At 64.9% G+C, this 19085-nt stretch carries 14 protein-coding genes; 12 read left to right on the forward strand and 2 right to left on the reverse strand.

Annotated elements, in window-relative coordinates; all coding sequences use genetic code 11:
* The first annotated feature begins 198 nt into the window (after positions 1–198).
* The 4 genes from M1P90_RS10745 (at position 199) to M1P90_RS10760 (ending at position 6060) form a co-directional block, all read left to right on the forward strand.
* Positions 199–1197, forward strand: coding sequence for a sugar kinase (locus M1P90_RS10745; RefSeq protein WP_483702617.1), 999 nt, complete (start codon positions 199–201; stop codon positions 1195–1197).
* A gap of 247 nt (positions 1198–1444) precedes the next feature.
* Positions 1445–2071, forward strand: a complete 627-nt coding sequence (locus M1P90_RS10750; protein ID WP_483702618.1) for a bifunctional 4-hydroxy-2-oxoglutarate aldolase/2-dehydro-3-deoxy-phosphogluconate aldolase — start codon at positions 1445–1447, stop codon at positions 2069–2071.
* 156 nt (positions 2072–2227) lie between these two features.
* Positions 2228–3280, forward strand: coding sequence for an aldose epimerase family protein (locus M1P90_RS10755; protein ID WP_483702619.1), 1053 nt, complete (start codon positions 2228–2230; stop codon positions 3278–3280).
* 332 nt (positions 3281–3612) lie between these two features.
* Positions 3613–6060, forward strand: coding sequence for a GcvT family protein (locus M1P90_RS10760; protein ID WP_483702620.1), 2448 nt, complete (start codon positions 3613–3615; stop codon positions 6058–6060).
* A gap of 87 nt (positions 6061–6147) precedes the next feature.
* On the opposite strand, the gene M1P90_RS10765 is transcribed toward M1P90_RS10760, so the two are convergent.
* Complete coding sequence (locus M1P90_RS10765; protein WP_483702621.1) at positions 6148–7008, reverse strand: IclR family transcriptional regulator; 861 nt, start codon at positions 7006–7008, stop codon at positions 6148–6150.
* A 369-nt stretch (positions 7009–7377) separates the two neighbouring features.
* On the opposite strand from M1P90_RS10765, the gene M1P90_RS10770 reads away from it, so the two are divergent.
* From M1P90_RS10770 to M1P90_RS10790, 5 genes are all read left to right on the forward strand, one after another.
* Positions 7378–9129, forward strand: a complete 1752-nt coding sequence (locus tag M1P90_RS10770) for an ABC transporter substrate-binding protein (RefSeq protein ID WP_483702622.1) — start codon at positions 7378–7380, stop codon at positions 9127–9129.
* Between the two features lie 88 nt (positions 9130–9217).
* On the forward strand, positions 9218–10525 hold the full coding sequence (locus M1P90_RS10775) for an ABC transporter permease (protein WP_483702623.1): 1308 nt from the start codon (positions 9218–9220) through the stop codon (positions 10523–10525).
* A gap of 77 nt (positions 10526–10602) precedes the next feature.
* Entirely contained in the window at positions 10603–11550 is a 948-nt protein-coding gene (locus M1P90_RS10780; RefSeq protein WP_483702624.1) for an ABC transporter permease, read from the forward strand.
* A 107-nt stretch (positions 11551–11657) separates the two neighbouring features.
* A complete protein-coding gene (locus M1P90_RS10785; protein WP_483702625.1) occupies positions 11658–13772 on the forward strand; it encodes a dipeptide ABC transporter ATP-binding protein in 2115 nt (704 codons plus the stop codon).
* Positions 13773–13983: 211 nt separating this feature from the next.
* A complete protein-coding gene (locus M1P90_RS10790; RefSeq protein WP_483702626.1) occupies positions 13984–14649 on the forward strand; it encodes a CBS domain-containing protein in 666 nt (221 codons plus the stop codon).
* A 126-nt stretch (positions 14650–14775) separates the two neighbouring features.
* On the opposite strand, the gene M1P90_RS10795 is transcribed toward M1P90_RS10790, so the two are convergent.
* The gene (locus M1P90_RS10795) at positions 14776–15195 is read right to left on the reverse strand and encodes a hypothetical protein (RefSeq protein WP_483702627.1); all 420 of its coding nucleotides are present in this window, start codon (positions 15193–15195) and stop codon (positions 14776–14778) included.
* Positions 15196–15448: 253 nt separating this feature from the next.
* Here M1P90_RS10795 and M1P90_RS10800 point away from each other — a divergent pair, with 253 nt between their 5' ends.
* The 3 genes from M1P90_RS10800 to M1P90_RS10810 all read left to right on the forward strand — a co-directional run bounded on the left by M1P90_RS10800 (position 15449) and on the right by M1P90_RS10810 (position 19001).
* The gene (locus M1P90_RS10800; protein WP_483702628.1) at positions 15449–16624 is read left to right on the forward strand and encodes an iron-containing alcohol dehydrogenase; all 1176 of its coding nucleotides are present in this window, start codon (positions 15449–15451) and stop codon (positions 16622–16624) included.
* 305 nt (positions 16625–16929) lie between these two features.
* Positions 16930–18051 (forward strand): mandelate racemase/muconate lactonizing enzyme family protein, encoded by a 1122-nt coding sequence (locus tag M1P90_RS10805; protein ID WP_483702629.1) that lies wholly within the window; start codon positions 16930–16932, stop codon positions 18049–18051.
* Positions 18052–18068: 17 nt separating this feature from the next.
* Entirely contained in the window at positions 18069–19001 is a 933-nt protein-coding gene (locus M1P90_RS10810; protein ID WP_483702630.1) for a hypothetical protein, read from the forward strand.
* Positions 19002–19085 lie beyond the last annotated feature (84 nt).

A 19085-nucleotide genomic window follows, 5' to 3' on the forward strand; every position in this document is an offset into this window, starting at 1 on the left:
GATCACGCGTAACCACGAAGGCACGAAGACACGAAGGATTGAATATTCGGGCTATCGGCCAGAAACGCAGTTAAAAAATGCAACTGCCTTCTGCTGACTGCCAACTGCAAACTGCTATAGAACCTGGTGTCTTGGTGCCTTCGTGGTAGCGCTCTAAGCAAATGATTCTCCGCTCAAGCCTCTATTGTGGATGACAGAATGACCGCAGAACAAGCAACGCGCCGCTTCGATGTCGTGAGTTTAGGCGAGTCGATGCTGCGCCTGAGCGTGCCAACCGGCGCGCGCCTCGACGCCGCCCAATCGCTCGATCTGGCGATTGGCGGGGCCGAAGGCAATGTGTGCGTCGCGCTGGCGCGCCTGGGCCGCCGCACCGCATGGGTGGGTCGCCTGCCCGACCACGCGCTGGGCACTGCCGTGCTGCGCGCCTACCGCGCCGATGGCGTGGATGTGTCGGCGGCGCGGCGCGTGCCGAACGAGCGCCTGGGCACCTACTTCATTGAATATGCCAGCCAGCCGCGCGCCATTAGCGTGATCTACGACCGCGCCGACTCGGCCGCCGCGCATATGACCGTCGACGACATCGACTGGGACTACCTGCTCGACACGCGCGTGCTGCACCTGACCGGCATCACCGCCGCGCTGAGCGCAAGCTGCTACGCGGTGCTGGAAGAAGCCATTCGCCGGGCGCGGGCGGCTGGCGTGCTGGTGAGCTTCGACGTGAACTATCGCGCGCGGCTCTGGGATGCCGAAACGGCTGGCGCGCGCCTGCGCCCGCTGATCGCCGACGCCGACCTGCTTTCGTGCAAAAGCGCCGACGCCGCGCTCTTGTTTGGCTGCCAGGGCGAGCCGCACGAGCTCATGCAGGGCTTGCAGCAGCTCACCGACGCGCAAGCGATTATCAGCACCTTTGGCGACCAGGGCGCGGCGCTGCTGGTGGGCGACACCTTTGTGCGCCAGCCGGCCCTGCCGGTGCAGATTGTCGACCGGATCGGCAGCGGCGACGCCTTTGCGGCGGGCGTGCTCGACGGCTGGCTCGATCGCGACGCGAGCGACCTGACGGGCGCGCTGCGCGAAGGGCTGCGGCGCGGCGTCGCGCTGGCGGCAATTGCGCTTTCGCAGCACGGCGACTGCGTGCTGACCACCCGCGCCGAGCTGAACGCCGTGATGAACCAGCAGCGCGGCGATGTTTCGCGGTAAGCAGTTAGAGCTTGCGAACCTGCAACAGGCGTATCGCATACGCCCCGGCTGCAACCTGTAACAGGCGTATCGCATACGCCCCGGCTGCAACCTGTAACAGGCGTATCGCATACGCCCCGGCTGCAACCTGTACCAGGCGTATCGCATACGCCCCGGCTGCAATCTGCAACAGGCATATGCGATACGCCCCGGCTGCAACCTGCAACCTGTCAACCTGCAACGTTCAAACCAAACAAAGGGAAACCCAATGAACCCAATCGACCAGATTCTCGAATCGAAGATCGTCGCGATTGTGCGGCTGGATAACTACGACCGCGCTATCGACGTGGCGCAGGCGCTGGTGGCGGGCGGCATCAATGTGCTAGAGTTCACGCTCACTGGGCGCGGCGCAATTGAGGCGATCAGCGCGGTGCGCGGCGCGCTTGGCGATGCGGCATGTGTTGGCGTTGGCACCGTGCTGCAACAGGAAGAAGCCGCCGCCGCAATCGATGCGGGCGCGCAGTTTGTGGTGACGCCCGCGCTGCGCAAGCCAGTAATCGCCGCCTGTGTGAACCGCAACATTCTGGCGCTTTCGGGCGGCTTCACGCCCACCGAGCTGCTCGAAGCCCACGAGGCCGGTGCGGCGCTGGTAAAACTATTCCCTGCGCGCCAGGGCGGGCCAAACTACCTGAAAGACGTGCTGGCCCCGCTGCCCTTCCTGAAAATCGTGCCAACCGGCGGCGTCAGCACGGCCAACGCCCGCGATTTCCTGGCGGCTGGCGCAGTGGCGCTCGGCATTGGCGGCAACCTGATCGCTAAATCAGTGGTGGCCGCCGGCGCATTCGACCAGATCACCGCCGCCGCGCGCGAGTACGTCGCCGCCGTGCAGGGCTGAGTGAGCACCAGGAACGGACGTAACCACCAAGACACCAAAGCACCAAGTTTAAAATTTGCTGCCAGTCTTGCTCTTCGTCCTTGGTTGGTCGTCAGTCGTCCGTCGTCGGCCGTCGCATCCTTCGTCTTTCGTCCTTCGTCAACTACAGGTGACCACATGAGCCTGACCCAACACGCGTTCGGCACAGCCGACGGCACGCCAATCGAGCTGTACACGCTGCAAAACGCGAACGGCATGTCCGCTGATATTATGACCTTTGGCGCGTCGCTGGTGGCGCTGCGCGTGCCCGACCGCGCCGGCCAGCCCGGCGACGTGGTGCTGGGCTTTGACGATTTTGCGCCTTACAACGGCGCGCACCCCTACTTCGGCGCGGTGATTGGTCGCTACGGCAACCGCATCGCGCAGGGCCAGTTCTCATTGAACGGCCAAACCTACACCCTCGCGCAGAACAACGGCAGCAACAATTTGCACGGCGGCCCGTCCGGTTTCGACCGGGTGGTGTGGCGCGCTGAACCGGGCGCGGACGGCGACGAGCCGAGCCTGACGCTCCATTACACCAGCCCCGACGGCGACCAGGGCTTTCCCGGCACGCTGGAAGCCACCGTCACCTACACGCTCGGCGCCGACAACACCTTGCGCCTCGACTACAGCGCGACCGCCGATCAGGACACCGTGGTGAACCTGACCAACCACAGCTATTTCAACCTGGCGGGCGGCGGCGACATTCTCGGCCACATGGTCGAGCTGCCGGCCACGCGCTTCATACCCGTTAACGCCGACCTGATCCCCACCGGCGAGCTGCAGCCGGTCGCCGGCACGCCCATGGACTTCCGCACACCCACAGCGGTTGGCGCGCGCATCGGCAACGACGACGGCCAGCTCCACGCGGCCGGCGGCTACGATCACACCTGGGTGCTCGACCGCGATGACGCGACCGGGCTGGTGCTGGCCGCGCGCGTCAGCGAGCCAACGAGCGGGCGCGTGATGGAAGTGCTGACCACCGAGCCGGGCGTGCAGTTCTACTCGGGCAACTTCCTCGACGGCACGCTGGCGGGCAAGCGCGGCCAGCGCTACGAGCGCAACACCGGCCTGTGCCTGGAAACGCAGCACTTCCCCGACTCGCCCAACCAGCCGCAATTCCCCAGCACCATCCTGCGCGCGGGCGAAACATACCGCAGCAGCACGGTGTTCCGCTTTACGGCGATGTAAATTCGATACCGGTCTCAACATTTCCATAAGTAACCACCAAGGCACCAAGACACCAAGTTTTAAAGTTTTTTGAACCTTGGTGTCTTGGTACCTTGGTGGTGAAATCGTATTCAGCATTGCGCATTCGGGAGCGGTTTCGGCCACTCCCGATTTTCTTTTTCCCATTTTTGGTGCACCATGTGCATAATGTTGCAGTATGCGCAACAAATTAAGTTGCGGCGGCTGCACACTTCATATATACTCAGTGCCACTTCCCAAACAGGCCAAATGAATACCTATGGTGGCGCATCCCGCTGCCAGATGGCGACCAGAACGCGAATGCGAGGACACCCATGCAACAGCACGCCAGGTTAGTCATTATCGGGGCCGGCATTGTCGGCTGCAGCGCGGCATATCATTTCGCCAAGCTGGGCTGGCGCGACGTCGTGGTGCTTGAGAAGGGCGATCTTCTGGAAGTCGATGGCTCCAGCTCGCACGCGCCCGGCGGCATGTTCCTCACCAACTCATCGAAAATGATGGCCGAGTTCGCCAAGTACTCGCGCGCCTTCTACGACGAGTTCAATACCGACCCGGCCGAGCCGGCGCTGTTTGGCACCGGTGGCCTGGAAGTCGCCTACACGCCCGAGCGCCTGCGCGATTTGCAGCGCCGCAAAGGCTGGGCGCACGCCTATGGCCTGCCCGCCGAGGTGATCTCGCCCGCCGAAACCACGCGCCTGATCCCGCTGATCGACCCAAAGGTGATTCATGGCGCGCTGTACACACCCCGCGACGCGGTTGCCAAGGCGGTGCGCCTGCTCACCCGCCTGACGCGCGCCGCCGAGGCGATGGGCGTGACCTTCCACGGCCACACGACCGTGACCGATCTGGACGTGCAGAATGGCCGCATCGCTGCCGTCGTCACCGACCAGGGGCGCATCGAGGCCGAGCAGGTGCTGCTGTGTACCAACATCTGGGGGCCGCTGCTGCCCGAGAAGATCGGCTTCCGCATCCCGCTGCAGGCCGCCCAGCACCTCTACACGGTCACTACACCGCTGCCCGAGCTGGCGAACGAAACGCAGGAAGTCAGCCACCCGCTGCTGCGCCACCAGGATCACGCGATGTACTTCCGCCAGCACCGCGACCAGTACGGCGTTGGTTCGTATCGCCACATCCCGCTGATGGTGGAAGCGCGCCAGCTCGGCCCGCTCGGCAACACTGCCAAGCTGCCCTTCACGCCCGAGCACTTCACCAGCGGCTGGGAATCGGCCACCGAGCTGATGCCCGCGCTGGCAAAAACTGATCTGGTGACGAAGTTCAATGGCATGTTCGCCTTCACCATCGATGGCTACCCCGTCATGGGCGAAACGCCTGTGGCTGGCCTGTGGTCGTGCGTTGGCCTGTGGCTCACGCATGCCGGCGGCGCGGGCCGCGCCATTGCCGAGTGGATGACCGAGGGCACGCCCAGCATGGACCTGCGCGAAGCCGATATTACGCGCTTCCAGCCGCACCAGACCAGCCGCGCCTACGTCGCCGAGCGCTGCGCCCAGAACTATCGCGAAGTCTACGACATTATTCACCCCATGCAGCCGATTGAGCGCCCGCGCAACGTGCGGCTCAGCCCGTTCCACCCGCGCCTGGTCGCGCAGAACGCCTATTTCTTCCAGGGTGGTGGCTGGGAAGTGGCGCAGTGGCACGAAGCCAATTCGCGCCTGCTCGAAACCTACGACGAGCGTGTGCCGGCGCGCGAAGGCTGGGGCGGGCAGTTCTGGTCGCGCATTCAGGGCGCCGAGCACCTGGCGGTGCGCGATGGCGTGGGCATGTTCAACCTGGCCGCGCTGGCGATTATTGAGGTGGCTGGCCCGGGCGCATTGAAATACCTGAACTGGCTGGCCGCCAACCAGATCGACCGCCCAGTCGGCAAGATCATCTACACCGCCATGCTGAACGAGCGCGGCGGGATCGTGATGGACGTGACGGTGGTGCGCCGCGCCGTCGATCGCTTCTGGATCATCACCGGCGGCGGCATCCTGCCGCACGACCTTGCCTGGGTGCGCTCGAATGCGCCCGCCGACGGCTCGGTGACCGTGACGGATGTGTCGTCGGGCTGGGCGACGATTGGCCTGTGGGGGCCGAAAGCGCGCGAGGTGCTGCAAAGCGTGGCCGAGGAAGACGTTTCGAACGCGGCCTTCCCATATTACAGCACCAAACAGATCACCGTGGACAACGCGCCAGTGTTTGCGCTGCGGGTTTCCTACGCGGGCGAGCTGGGCTGGGAGCTGTACACGCCCACCGAGTACGCGCTGCGGCTGTGGGATGTGCTGTGGGAAGCGGGCCAGCCGCACGGCATTGTGGCGGCCGGCAGCGGCGCGTTCGACTCGCTGCGCCTGGAGAAGGGCTACCGCCTGTGGGGCGCCGACATCCACACCGACTACAATCCGTTTGAAGCGGGCATCGGCTGGGCGGTGCGCCTCGACAAAGGCGATTTCCTGGGCCGCGACGCGCTTCTGCGCGCGAAAGAAGCCGGCCAGACGCGCAAGCTCTGCTGCATGACGCTCGATGCGCCGGGCGTGCTGCTCGGCAAGGAGCCGATCTTCGCGCCGGGCGGCGAAAAGGCAATCGGCTACGTTTCAAGCGCGAACTACGGCTACAGCGTCGGCCAGTTCATCGCCTACGGCTACCTGCCGATTGCGCTGGCCGAGCCGGGCAGCAAGGTCGAGATCGAGTACTTTGGCGAGCGGCAGGTTGCGACCGTGCGCGAGGAGCCACTGTTCGACCCGAAGATGGCGCGCTTGAAGGCGTAAAGGGCGGACACGTAGGTCCGCCCGAACAGATTTGGAATTACATGGGCGAACACATAGGTCCGCCATAAAAATCATGTCACGGCGGACCTACGTGTCAGCCGCCACCGCCCCGCGCATGGAGCCCATGCGCGCCGAGATCTGGGCGGCATAGCTGGCGGCGGCGCGGCCAGCACGATCCATTTTGTCGTTCAGGCGGAACTTGGGCGCGCTGATGTTGAGCGCCGCGACGATACGCCCACGAAAATCGCGCACCGGTGCCGAAACGCCAACCAACTCGGCTTCGAACTCTTCGCAGACGGCAGCATAGCCGGCGCGGCGGGCAATTTGCACCTGCTGGAAAAGATCGGCAACCGAGTGTACGAGCTGCACCGGGCCGTAGGGCTCGAAGGTCGTGTGCAGAAAGCGCCGCGCCAGCTCGTCGAGCGTATAGTCGATCAGCAATGCGCGGCCCGACGAGCTGCAGTAGGCCGGGAAGGTGCGGCCAACCCAGCCCGAGGCACGAAACGCATGCACTGGCGCTTCGGTCAGCACGGTGAGCACCTGGTTGGCCTGCAGCACGCACAGATGCACGCTTTCGCCAAGCTCGTCGACCAGCGCGCGCATGAGTGGCGGCGCCGACTGCATCAGCCGCATGTCGCCAACGCGCGCGGCCAGGCCAAAAAGCTGCCAGCCCAGGCGGTACTCACGCGTGGCCGGGTCGCGCTCGACCAAACCAACTTTCTCAAGCGCCCGCAGCGCGCGCGACACCTGGCTTTTTTCGCGCTGCACCAGCTCGGCCAGGCGCACCACACCCAGGCCGCCGCGCTGAAGCGCTTCGTCGCCGGCCAGCGCCTGCAGCAGATCGATATCGCGCCGCAAGCCCGACGACCCGGCGCGCTCGGCTGGCGCAAGCTCCGCATCCTCGATGCTGCTGAATGTTTGCAGTGTTTGCTCGTCGTAACCGCCCATAGGCATCTCCCGCTGCTGGGCGCGCGCGCGCCCTGCGACGACCGACGGCTCGTGACAAATATGTTTCAGGTACGCTGCGCGGTGTGAGGCTAAAATCGGCACAAACAGAACAAGCCGTTTGTTGAGTGTACCCCGGCCCGGCGAGGGAGCGAGTTGCAATATTCACAACATATATTGCAATATCCGCAACCACATGATATACTACTTTTCACCGCATAGCAATATCTTGATCTGCCACGTCGGCACTGGTTCGAATATCCGGCCCGCTCGGCCTGGGGCACTCCCGGCCGGCTGCCCGCGCCTTTTGCCTCAGCTGCGGCGCAAGCGCGCTGCATCTGCGATACAGGTTCCACCGAAAGGAGTCACCAGATGGCCAAGCGCACGGATCGAATCCACCCAGCCGTCCCCGAAATGCAGGAGCAGCTCCGCCAGGGGCGCATCAGCCGGCGCGAGTTTTTGCGCGTCGTGACGCTACTTGGCGTGAGCGCAGGCTCGGCATATGCGTTGGCGGCCTGCGGCGGCGCACCCCAGCAGCCCGGCTCGGCGGCACCCACGGCAGCACCCGCCCCGGCAGCGGCAGCAACCGCAGCGCCAGCGGCGGCAGCGCCCACAGCAGCCCAGATGGCGGCCGGCGGCATCAAGCGCGGCGGCGTGCTGAAAGTCGGCATTCAGGTGCCGGCCGTCGATCACCCGGCGCGCTTCTCGTGGGTGTTCGACTCGAACGAGTTCCGCCAGGTCTACGAGTACCTCACCGAAACCGGCCCCGACAATATCACGCGGCCATACCTGCTCGACAGCTGGAAGCCCAACGACGACCTGACCGTCTGGACGCTGAATCTCCGCAAGGGCATCAAGTGGTCGAACGGCGACGATTTCACCTCGGAAGATGTGCTGTTCAACTTCAAGGAATGGCTCAAGCCCGAAACCAAGTCGTCGATCCTGGGCCTCTGGGAAGGCTTCCTGAAGATCGAAAACGTCAAGGCCGTGGATGCGAACACCGTGCAGCTCATGCTCGATGCGCCCAAGCTCGACGTGCCCGAGACCCTGTTCCACTACCCGGCCCAGATCATGCACCGCAGCTTCAATGGCGACCTGACGACGCTGAAGAACCCTGGCACCGGCCCGATGAAGCTGGATGAGTTCAAGGTTGGCGAGCGCGTCAAGGTCTCGAAGCGCGAAGGCTACTGGCAGAACGGCGCCGACGGCCAGCCGCTGCCCTACCTCGACGGGATCGAGTATATCGACCTCGGCAACGACCAGACGGCCTATGTCTCGGCGCTGCTCGACGGCCAGATCGACACAATCTACGACCCGACGGTCGACACCTACACCGCGCTGAAAGACAACGCCAAGGTCAAGGTCGACCCGATCACGACCTCGCAGGTGCGCGTGCTGCGCGTGCGTGTCGACCAGGACCCCTGGAAGGACGTGAAGGTTCGCCAGGCGCTCAAGCTCGCGCAGGATCGCCAGGCCATTCTCGACAAAGCCTACTTCGGCCAGGGCGAGCTGGGCGGCGACTTCCACGCCTCGCCGGTTCACCCCGAGTATGCGCCAATCGACCTGCCCAAGTATGATCCCGCGAAGGCCAAGGCGCTGCTGGCCGAGGCTGGCGTTGCCACCCCGGTCAAGATGAGCATCTCGGTTGGCACGGGCTGGACCGACGTGGTGGCCTATGCCGAAAACCTCAAGGAAACCGCCAAGGACGCCGGCTTCGACATTTCGCTCGACACCATGCCCAACAACTCCTACTGGGACAAATGGACCGAGACGCCGGTGGGCATTACGCCCTGGACGCACCGCCCGCTGGCCGTGATGGTGCTGCCGCTGGCCTACATTGCCGACTCCAAGGGCGAGCCGGTGCCGTGGAACGAGAGCCGCTGGGTCGATGAGGAATTCTCGACGCTGCTGAAAAAGGCCCAGGGCACGCTCGACGTCGAAGCACGCAAAGCAATCATGAAGGACATCGAGCGCATCCAGATGGAGCGCGGATCGATCGCCATCGCATGGTGGCAGAGCGTGTGGAACATCTACAGCCCGGTGATTCAGGATATCAAAGCCCACCCCACGCACTACCAGATCTGGCGCGAGATCTGGCTCGACCCCGACAAGAAGGCCGCATAACATCCTTCGGAAATCGCAGATTGCAGATTGGGCAGTGCCCGGTCTGCAATCTGCACATTGACGATCAGCCTTTCAGCTGGGGGGCGTCATGGCAAAATTTCTTCTGCGCCGCATTTTTTTCCTGATTCTGACCCTTTTTGCCGTCTCGATGGCGATCTTCGCTATCTCCGAGCTTGCGCCCGGCAACATTGCGCGCAACTCGCTCGGCAACACGATCACACCCGAGCAGGAAGCCTCGTTTAACGCGCAAAATGGCCTCGATCAGCCGGTTATAACGCGTTATGTGCGCTGGCTGTTCGGCAGCGACTGGCAGGCCGCCAGCCGGGTCGGCACCTCGGTGCAGCGCTATTTCGACGCAACCAACAATCGCTATAACTGGTGGGGCGTCGATGCGAACGGCACGCTGTACCAGAACTACACCGACGACAGCGAAACCATGCAGCGCGTTGAGCTGCAGGCCGACGGCAGCACGCGCACAGTGGCGCTTGGCCCCGAGGTTTGGAAAGCCGACAGCGACGGCCAGCAGATCTTCTGGGGCGTCGACCGCGAAGGCCACGCCGGCATGTGGGTGAAGGGTGTGCAGGTCGAATCGTGGACGCCGCAAAAAGCCGGCTGGACGACCTCGAAGGGCGCGCCACGCGCCTACATCCCCTTGCAGTTCGGCTTGCTGCGCGGCGACCCGGGCATCTCCTTCTTCACGCGCCGCCCGGTGGCCGAAACGCTGCTGCCGCGCGCGCTGAACACGCTGTTTATGGCCGGCATTGCTTTTATTATTGTGATGCCGCTGGCCCTTGCGCTGGGCGTGCTGGCCGGCCTGAACGAAGGCCGCTGGCTGGATCGGCTCCTGTCGATCAGCAGCCTGGTGGCCACTGCCACGCCCGAATTTGCGAGTGGCGTGTTCCTGATTCTGATCTTTTCGAACTGGCTGGGCTGGTTCCCCGGCGCGGTTGTCACCACCAGCGACAGCAGCGTGTTCGCCAACCCGCGCATGCTCGTTCTGCCCATCGCCACACTGACGCTGATTGAGCTGGGCTATGTGCTGCGCATTACGCGCGCCAGCATGGTCGAAGTGATGCGCACCAACTACATCCGCACTGCCACGCTCAAGGGCCTGCCGCGCTGGCGGATCGTCATGCGCCACGCGCTGCGCAACGCCCTGATGGCACCGATCACGATCATCATCCTGCATGTCAACTGGCTGATCGGCGGCATTGTGGTGGTGGAAACGCTGTTTGGCTTCCCGGGCCTGGGCCGCTATGTGATGGAAGCTGCCCTGTTCAAAGACGTGTTCGCGATCGAGGCGGCCGCGATGCTGCTGGTATTTATTGCCGTCGGCACGCAGCTCTTTGCCGACCTGATCTATACCTACCTGAACCCGCGCATTCGCTACGCGTAGGGCTTAGGCAATGGGAAACAGGGGTTGCACTCCCAACCCCTGACCCCGACCTCCTAGCCCCCCACCGAGGTGATTTTATGGCAGCTATCGAGCAGACAAGCCGCGTTGCCGCGCCACCACGGCCGAGCCGCTGGCAGAAAGTGCGGGCCGCATTCGGCATCCTGACGCGCTCGCGCACCGCGATGGTCGGCCTGGCCCTGGTGAGCTTCTGGGTAATCGTCGCGCTCTTCGCCGACGACTGCCTGGTGCAGCCGGCCTGCTGGGTCGGCGGCTCCGACTACCAGGCCACGCCGCTGCTGGCGCGCTACTCGCCGCTGGAGCAGTTCCGTGGCGCGAACCTCAAGCCGCCGTCTGCCGACCACTGGCTCGGCACCGACCGGCTCGGCCGCGATCTGTGGGCACGCCTGGCGCACGGGGCGCGCATCATCCTGCTGCTCGCGCCAATCTCGGTCGGAATCTCGCTGATCGTTGGCGGCACGCTTGGGCTCATCGCGGGCTACTATGGCGGGCTGGTCGACGAAATCGTGATGCGCATTCTTGACGCGCTGATGGCCTTCCCGCAAATTCTGCTGTATCTGGTGATTATCGCGGCGCTTGGGCCGTCGGCGCTGAACGTGGTGCTGGCGATCACGATTGCCGGCGCGCCGGGCATTGCGCGCCTGGTGCGCAGCCTCACGCTCGACATCAAAACCCGCGACTATGTGGCGGCGGCGCAGACGCGCGGCGAAAGCCCCTGGTACATCATGTTTGTCGAAATTCTGCCGAATGCGCGCGGGCCCATCCTGATCGACGCTATGCTGCGCGTGGGCTACGCGGTGTTCGCGATCGGCACGCTCGGCTTCCTGGGCCTGGGTTTGCCGCCGCCCTCGCCCGACTGGGGCAGCATTGTCAACGCCGGGCGCAAGTTCATTCAGGCCGGCCACCCGTGGGATGCGCTGTGGGCCTCGGCCGCCACGGCCATGCTGGTGGTGGGCCTGAACCTGCTGGCCGATGGGCTTCAGGAAGAGCTGGGACGGTACAGGTAGCAGCGTGCAGTCTGCAGTTGGCAGGTACAGCATCGGTTTTCACGAAGCTCGCTGCCAACTGCCACGTGCCGACTGCACCATGGCAGCCGCTGACAAAGGGAAGAGCTATGATCCGCACTCCTGGCAAAATGGATCAGCCGGTCGTCAAGGTCGATAACCTGGCGATTGCCTATGAAACGCGCAACGGCGATGTGAATGCGGTGCGCGACGTATCGTTCGAGATCTTTCGCGGCGAAACGCTCGGCCTGGTGGGCGAATCGGGCTGCGGCAAGAGCACCGTGTCCTACGGGCTGGTGAACTACCTGGGCCGCAACGGCAAGATCGTCAAGGGCGACATTATTTTCCAGGGCGAGTCGCTGGTGGGCCGCACGCCCGAAGAATTGCGCAAGCTGCGCGGCGACCAGATCGCCATGGTCTACCAGGACCCGATGACCTCGCTCAACCCGGTGCTGCGCATTGGCGACCAGATGACCGAGGTGCTGACCGTGCACCGCGGCATCGACCGCTCCGAGGCGCGCGCCCGCTGCATTGAGATGCTGCGCCGCGTGTATATGCCCGACCCCGAGAAGGTGCTGAGTCGCTACCCGCACCAGATTTCGGGCGGCCAGCAGCAGCGCGTAGTGATCGCCATGGCGCTGCTGAACAACCCGGCCCTGCTGATCATGGACGAGCCGACCACTGCGCTGGACGTCACCGTCGAGGCGGCGGTGCTCGACCTGATTGCCGACCTGCGACGCGACTTCGACACAGCGATCCTGTTCATCAGCCACAACCTGGGCGTGATCGCGCGCGTGAGCAACCGCGTGGGCGTGATGTATGCCGGCGAGCTGGTCGAGCTGGCCAGCACGCAGGAAATTTTCGCCAACCCGCGCCACCCCTACACGCAGGGCCTCATGCGCTGCGTGCCGCGCCTCGGCTCCGACAAGGCTGGCAGCCTGCTCTACCCCATCCGTGGCCGCGTGCCCGCGCCCGACCGCCTGCCACCCGGCTGCGTGTTCGAGCCGCGCTGCGACTACGCCCGCGACGCCTGCCGCGCCGAGCGCCCCGCGCTGCGCGAGCTGGGCCGCCAGCACCAGAGCCGCTGCCTCTTTGCCGAAGAGATCGACGCGCGCGCGTGGCAGCCGCCCGCCGACGCCATCCCGCTGGTGCCAATGGCCGCGAACCCCGAGCGCCCAAGCCCGCTGCTCGACGTCGAAGGGCTGAAAACCTACTACCGCCACAGCGGCGGCAGCACCTCGCCACTCAGCATGATCGGCCTGGGGCCAAAAGAGTATGTCAAAGCCGTCGATGGCGTAAGCTTCACGCTGCCGCCCGGCAAAACATTGGGCGTGGTTGGCGAGTCGGGCTGCGGCAAAAGCACCCTGATCAAAACGATCATCGGCCTGGAAGACATGAGCGGCGGCACGGTCGAGTTCTTGGGCTTCGACCTGACGCGCAAGGCCAGCCAGCGCGATCTGTCGCTCATTCAGGAGCTGCAGATGGTCTTCCAGAACCCCGACGCGACCATGAACCCGAGCTACAGCATTGGCACGCAGATCGAGCGCCCGCTCAAGCGCTTCAAGGTCGTGCCGGGCAATCAGGTGCGCGACGAGGTTATTCGCCTGCTGCAAGCCGTGAAGCTCGACGAGCACTACTACGACCGGCGACCGCGCCAGCTTTCGGGTGGGGAAAAACAGCGCATCGGCATTGCGCGCGCCTTTGCCGGGCGGCCCGACTTGGTGCTGTGCGATGAGCCGGTCTCGGCGCTGGACGTGTCGGTGCAGGCGGCGGTGCTCAACCTGCTGCTCGAAATTCAGCGCGAGCACGGCACCACCATGATTTTTATTGCGCACGACCTGAGCGTGGTGCGCTTCTTCTCGGATTTCGTGGCGGTGATGTACCTCGGCCAGGTGGTCGAAATCGGCCCGGCTGAAGCGATCTACGCGCCGCCCTACCATCCCTACACCGAGTCGCTGCTGGCGGCGGTGCCCATCCCCGACCCGAGTGTCGAGCAGAAGCATATTCGCCTGGAAGGCAGCGTGCCCAGCCCGCTGAACCCGCCGAGCGGCTGTCGCTTTCACACGCGCTGCCCGCGCCGCCAGATGCTGCCCGACGGCGGCGCAATCTGCGCGACGCAGGAGCCGCCGTTCCAGGATGCCGGCAACGGCCACCGCATTCTGTGCCACATCCCGCTCGAAACGCTGCGCACGCTCGACCCGGTGGTGCAGGAAGAAACTACCTAGCGCGCTTGCAGCGCGGGGGTTGGGGGATAGGGGTTAGGGATTGCACTGCTGCGGAAATCCATTGCTGATTGCCGAATGACCACGGACAAGCGACCACACACCTGTCGTCCGTGGTCGGTCGTCGGTCATCAAAACCAGGGCCGAACTTCTAGCGAGCAGTCCAAGTTCTCAAATTCTCGGCAATTCGCTTTGCACGAATGAGGCAGAACGCATGCTGGTCAAAGATTACATGACGCGCCACCCGATCATGATCGAGCCCGGCCGCCGGGTGGTCGAGGTGCAGAAGCTCATGGCCGACAACAACATTCGCCACCTGCCCGTGGTGGGCGACGGCAAGCGCCTGGTGGGTATGATCACGCGCCAGCGCCTGGCCATTCGCCCCGAGCAGGTTGGCAGCCTCGACCCGTGGGAGCTGTCGCGCTACCTGACCGACCTGACCGTCGGCAAGGTCATGATTAGCGGCAGCGACCTGCACACCATCGCACCCGACGCCACCATCGAAGAAGCCGCCGACCTGATGATTTCGCACAAGATCAGCGGCGTGCCGGTGGTGGAAAATGGCGGCATTGTGGTGGGCATTATTACCGAAACCGACCTGCTGATCGAGCTGCGCAACCTGCTGGGCGCGATCGACGCGGGCTGGCGCGTGGTGATCCGCGTGCCCGACCGCGACGGCGAGTTCCGCAAGGTCATCCACGCGATTTCCAGCAATGGCTGGGGCATTATGGCGCTGGGCAGCGTGCGCACGCCCAAAGACCCTTCCCGCTGGGATTTGGTGCTGAAGGTGCGCCACGCCAGCCGCGACGCGCTGATCGATGTGCTGAAAACCATCGACGGGCAAGAGCTGATCGACATCCGCGAAACGCACCAGCCCTAGCGCGCCGCAGGCGCGCGGGGATAGGGGTTGGGGTTTGGGGAATGCTGAATGGCGGTCCGTCGTCGGTTGTCGGTCGTCGCGGCTCACCTGCCTGCTGCCGCGTGGATACGGGCGACTGCCAACCGCTCACAATTTCGGGTAGCGCAGCATAAACGAGCGCATCACAAACATCATCTGGTCGTTGGGGGTGCCGCACAGCATCACACTCATCTGCTCTTCCAGGCCCCAGCCGCGCGTGCTCGATTTGCTCATCAGGATGCAGTTGCTCTGCGCGTAGGATTCCGGCCCGAGCGAGAAGCGCACTGAGTACCAGTTATAGACTTTGTTGAAGGCGTCGGTGGTGCGGAAGACCGAAGTGCGGCGAATCACGAAATTCGGCGAGTAGCGCGTGAGCGTTTCGTCCGAAACGTGCGTCGCGCCGGGGTAGTTGATCGCCTGGAAGGTGCGGTACAGCAGCACGCCCAGCGCAATTGCGCCAAGCAGGGCGATCAGCGCGGCCACGCCCGCCACAATGCGCCAGGGTCGAATTCGTACGCCACGTTCCATCGCTGCTCCATCCGCTTGGCTCGCCTGCCGATTATACGAGGCGATGCGCCCGGCCAGATCTCAAACCGCCATAATCGTCACGCCGATGAGTTAGAGCCACAGAGCGCACAGAGATCACAGAGGCAAAACGTACTATGTGTTCTACAGCTCAATACTCTTACTATGAACTGACCGATCATAGAAAGCCATGGCATACTGACCCCTGACTTCTGACCCCTGACTCCTGAACACGCTACAGAAAGGCGCCGGTTTCATGACCACTCCATCCTACTACATCTGGCCCGGGCAAGTCTACTTCGGCGCCGGCAGCGCCAGCCGCGTCGGGCAGGAAGCGCGGGCCGAAGATGCGCGCCATGTCTTTGTGCTGGCCGATCCGGGCGTCGTCAAGGCCGGGCTGATCGAGCCGGTGCTGGCCTCGCTCAAGGCCGCCGAGATCGCCTGTACGCTCTACGACAAGGTCGAACCCAACCCCAGCACCGGCTCGGTCGATGCGGCAGTGGCGGCCTTTCGCGGGAGCGGTGCCGACCTGATTGTGGGCATTGGCGGCGGCAGTGGGCTCGACACCGCCAAGGCGCTGCGCATGGTCGCGGGCGGGCCCGCCGAGGGGCGCGTTGCCGAGTACGCCTACCGCATGAGCGACAAGGCACGGCCACACCCCAAGGCGCTGCCGCCCTACATCGCCATTCCCACGACAGCAGGCACCGGCGCAGAGGTCACGCCCTGGGCGGTCATCACCGACGAAGCCGACAAGTTCAAGTTTGGCGTGGGCGGGCCGCGCTCGGTGCCAACCATGGCAATCATCGACCCCGAGCTGATGCTGACGCTGCCGCCCTTCCTGACCGCCGCCACCGGCATGGACGCGCTGACCCACTGCATCGAGGCGTATGTTTCCACCAACGACAACCCCGTGCTCGACCCGATGATTCTATATGGTATCGAGCTGGTTGGGCGCAGCCTGCCCATCGCGGTCGTGCGCGGCGATAATCGTGCAGCGCGGACGGATATGGCCCAGGCGGCCTACATCGGCGGCGTGGCGATCAGCTCGAAGTGGCTGGGCGCGTGCCACTCGCTGGCGCACCAGCTTTCGGGCGTGGCGAATGTGCAGCACGGCCTGGCAAACTCGATCATGCTGCCGCACCAGATGGCCTACAGCCTGCCCGGCGCATATGAGCGCTACGCCCGCGTTGGCGCGGCGCTGGGCGTGCCCGCCGAAGGCAGCACCCGCCAGCGCGCCGAGCGCGCCGTCGAGGCGGTCGCGCAGCTTGCGAAGGATGTGGGTTTGCCAACGCGCCTGCGCGACGTTGGCGTCACCGACGCGATGATCAAGCCGATGGCAAAGCTTTCCTACACCGTCGACCTGAACTGGTGGACCAACCCGCGCACCGTGAACGAAGACGTGATGGAAGGGATGTATCGCGCGGCGTTCTAGTGCCTGGGCGGCCACCATACCTATTCACCACAGAGACACAGAGGCACAGAGTTTAAGACGCGAGACATGAGATAACGACCGAGTCCTTATGCGAAATGCTTTGCGCTCATGCCCCGCACATGAAAAAAATCTTGGGTAGGCAAGAAATTTCTCAATTCTGCGGGGCATGAGCGCCTGACGCCGAAACTGAGACAAGGCCATTTTGGGGTCCAGGGGCAAAGCCCCGGCCGTGGGTGCAGGGCGCACGGGAGCGCCCTGCCGCCCGCCGCGCAGGCGCAACCATATATTCAACAGACATTTGAACTATGAACATCGACTCAATCGAAATTCGCCACTACCGCCTGCCGCTCGACCCGCCCTTCCACGCATCGTGGGATCCGCGGCCGCGCACAAGCCACACCGCCACGCTGGTGCGCGTGCGCGCCGGCAGCTACGAGGGCGTGGGCTCGGGCGACGCCATGCTTGGTTTTGCCGGCCACGAGCACCTGTTCGTCGGGCACGACCCGTTCGCAATCGAGCGGCACGTCCGCATTCTCGACAACCTGCAATTCCACTACGGGCGCATGTGGCCGCTGGAGGTCGCGCTGTGGGACCTGATGGGCAAGATCAGCGGGCAGCCAGTGTGGAAGCTGCTCGGCGGGCGCAGCAACTGCGTGCGGATGTACGCCTCGTGTGGCGAGCGCCGCCCACCCGCCGAGCGCGCCGAATCGGCCCGCCAGTTGCGCGCCCTGGGCTTTCCCGCGCTCAAGGTGCGCTTTCACGCCGCCGACCCGCGCGACGACTTGGCGGTGGTGCGGGCGGTGCGCGAGGCAATCGGCCCCGACATGCACATTCTGGTCGATGCCAACCAGGGCTGGCAGATGCCGTGGGATGCCGCGCCGACCTGGGATTTCAAGACGGCGCTGTGGATGGCCGATGCGCTGGCCGAGCTGGGCGTGTACTGGCTCGAAGAACCGCTGCACCGCCACGACTACGCCGGGCTGGCCGATCTGCGGCGGCGCGCGCGCCTGCGCATCGCGGGCGGCGAGGGCAACCGCGAGTATGCCGAGCTGCGCGAATACCTGCGCCACGGCTCGTTCGACGTGTATCAGTGCGATGTCGTGTGGAGCACCGGCGTGCTGCGCGCGCGCCAGCTTGCCGGCGAGGTGCAGGCCGCCGGGGCGATCTACTCGCCGCACACCTGGGGCGACGGCCTGGTGCTGCTGGCGAACCTGCATGTCTGCGCGGCCGTTTCAACCGCGCCATTCATCGAATACCCGCTCGACCCGCCGGGCTGGACGCCCGAACGGCGCGACTACATCCTGCCGCAGCCCATCCTGCCAGACGCTGAGGCAACGATCACCATGCCCGACGCGCCGGGTCTGGGCGTCACAATCGACTGGGACGTGCTGGAGCCGCTGCGCTTCCACGCCGGAACAATGGAATAGCCACAACAGAAAAGCATATGAACCTGACACTTATTTCCCCGGCCTGCCTGCTGCTTGGCGCGGTGCCGGTCGATGGTCAGCCCCAGCAGATTGGCATTGCGCTCCAGCATCCGCCCATCCAGCTCGATGCGCGCAGCGCCGCGCAGCTGCTCGCCACTGGCGGGCGGGCCGACCTTGCGAACCAGCAGGCCGCGCGCGCCGTGGAGCGGCTGAGTCTGCCAGCGCAGGGCGACATCGAGATCGAGCTGGCGATTCCCAGCCTGATGGGCCTGGGTTCGGCTGGAATGCTGGGCCTGAGCGTCGCGCAGGCGCTCCTTGCGCTGCACGGGCAGCCTGCCACCGACGCGGCTGGGCTTGCCGACGCCGCCGGTTTGAGCCGTCCCGAGGCGCTGGAGCTGCACGCCTTCGCGCATGGCGGCTTGCTGCAAGTCGCCGCCGACGGCCAGCTTGCCCGCCGCGCCGAGATCGCCCACGACGAAGACAACGCCTGGATCTGGGTGCTCGTGCTGCCACGCCTGACTGTCGGCACCGACGAAATGCTGGAAGCGCAGCGGCGCGGCGCGCTGCTGGCTGCCACAGCCAGCGCCGATGACGGCGCGGCGCTTGGCAATGCGCTGTTTGCCGCCGTTGCCGCCGACGACATCGGTGCCTTCGCCGACGCGCTGGCCGCGCTTCAGCAGCACAATGCCGCCGCGCTCGAACGGGCCGGCGCGCACGCCCCGCTCAGCGACGACGAGCAGAAGCTGCTCGACATCATGCGGGCGCACGGCGCGCGGGTGTGCGGGCGCGCACCGGCCGGCCTGGCGTTGTTCGGGCTGATCCAGGGCGGCGGGCCAAGCCGTGAGCTGCGCCGCACGCTTGCCAACGCGATTGGGCTGTTCGGCGGCACCGCTATGGGCAGCATCTGCGCAAACCAGGGCGCGCGAATTACCAATCGCGGCGGGCAGTAGGCTGTTCTTGTTCCTCTTATGTACAATTTTCCGCGCTATGCGCGGAAAATTGTACATAAAATAATCAAAATACCTTGCTGCCGC

This window comes from Kouleothrix sp. 19917, assembly GCF_057073505.1.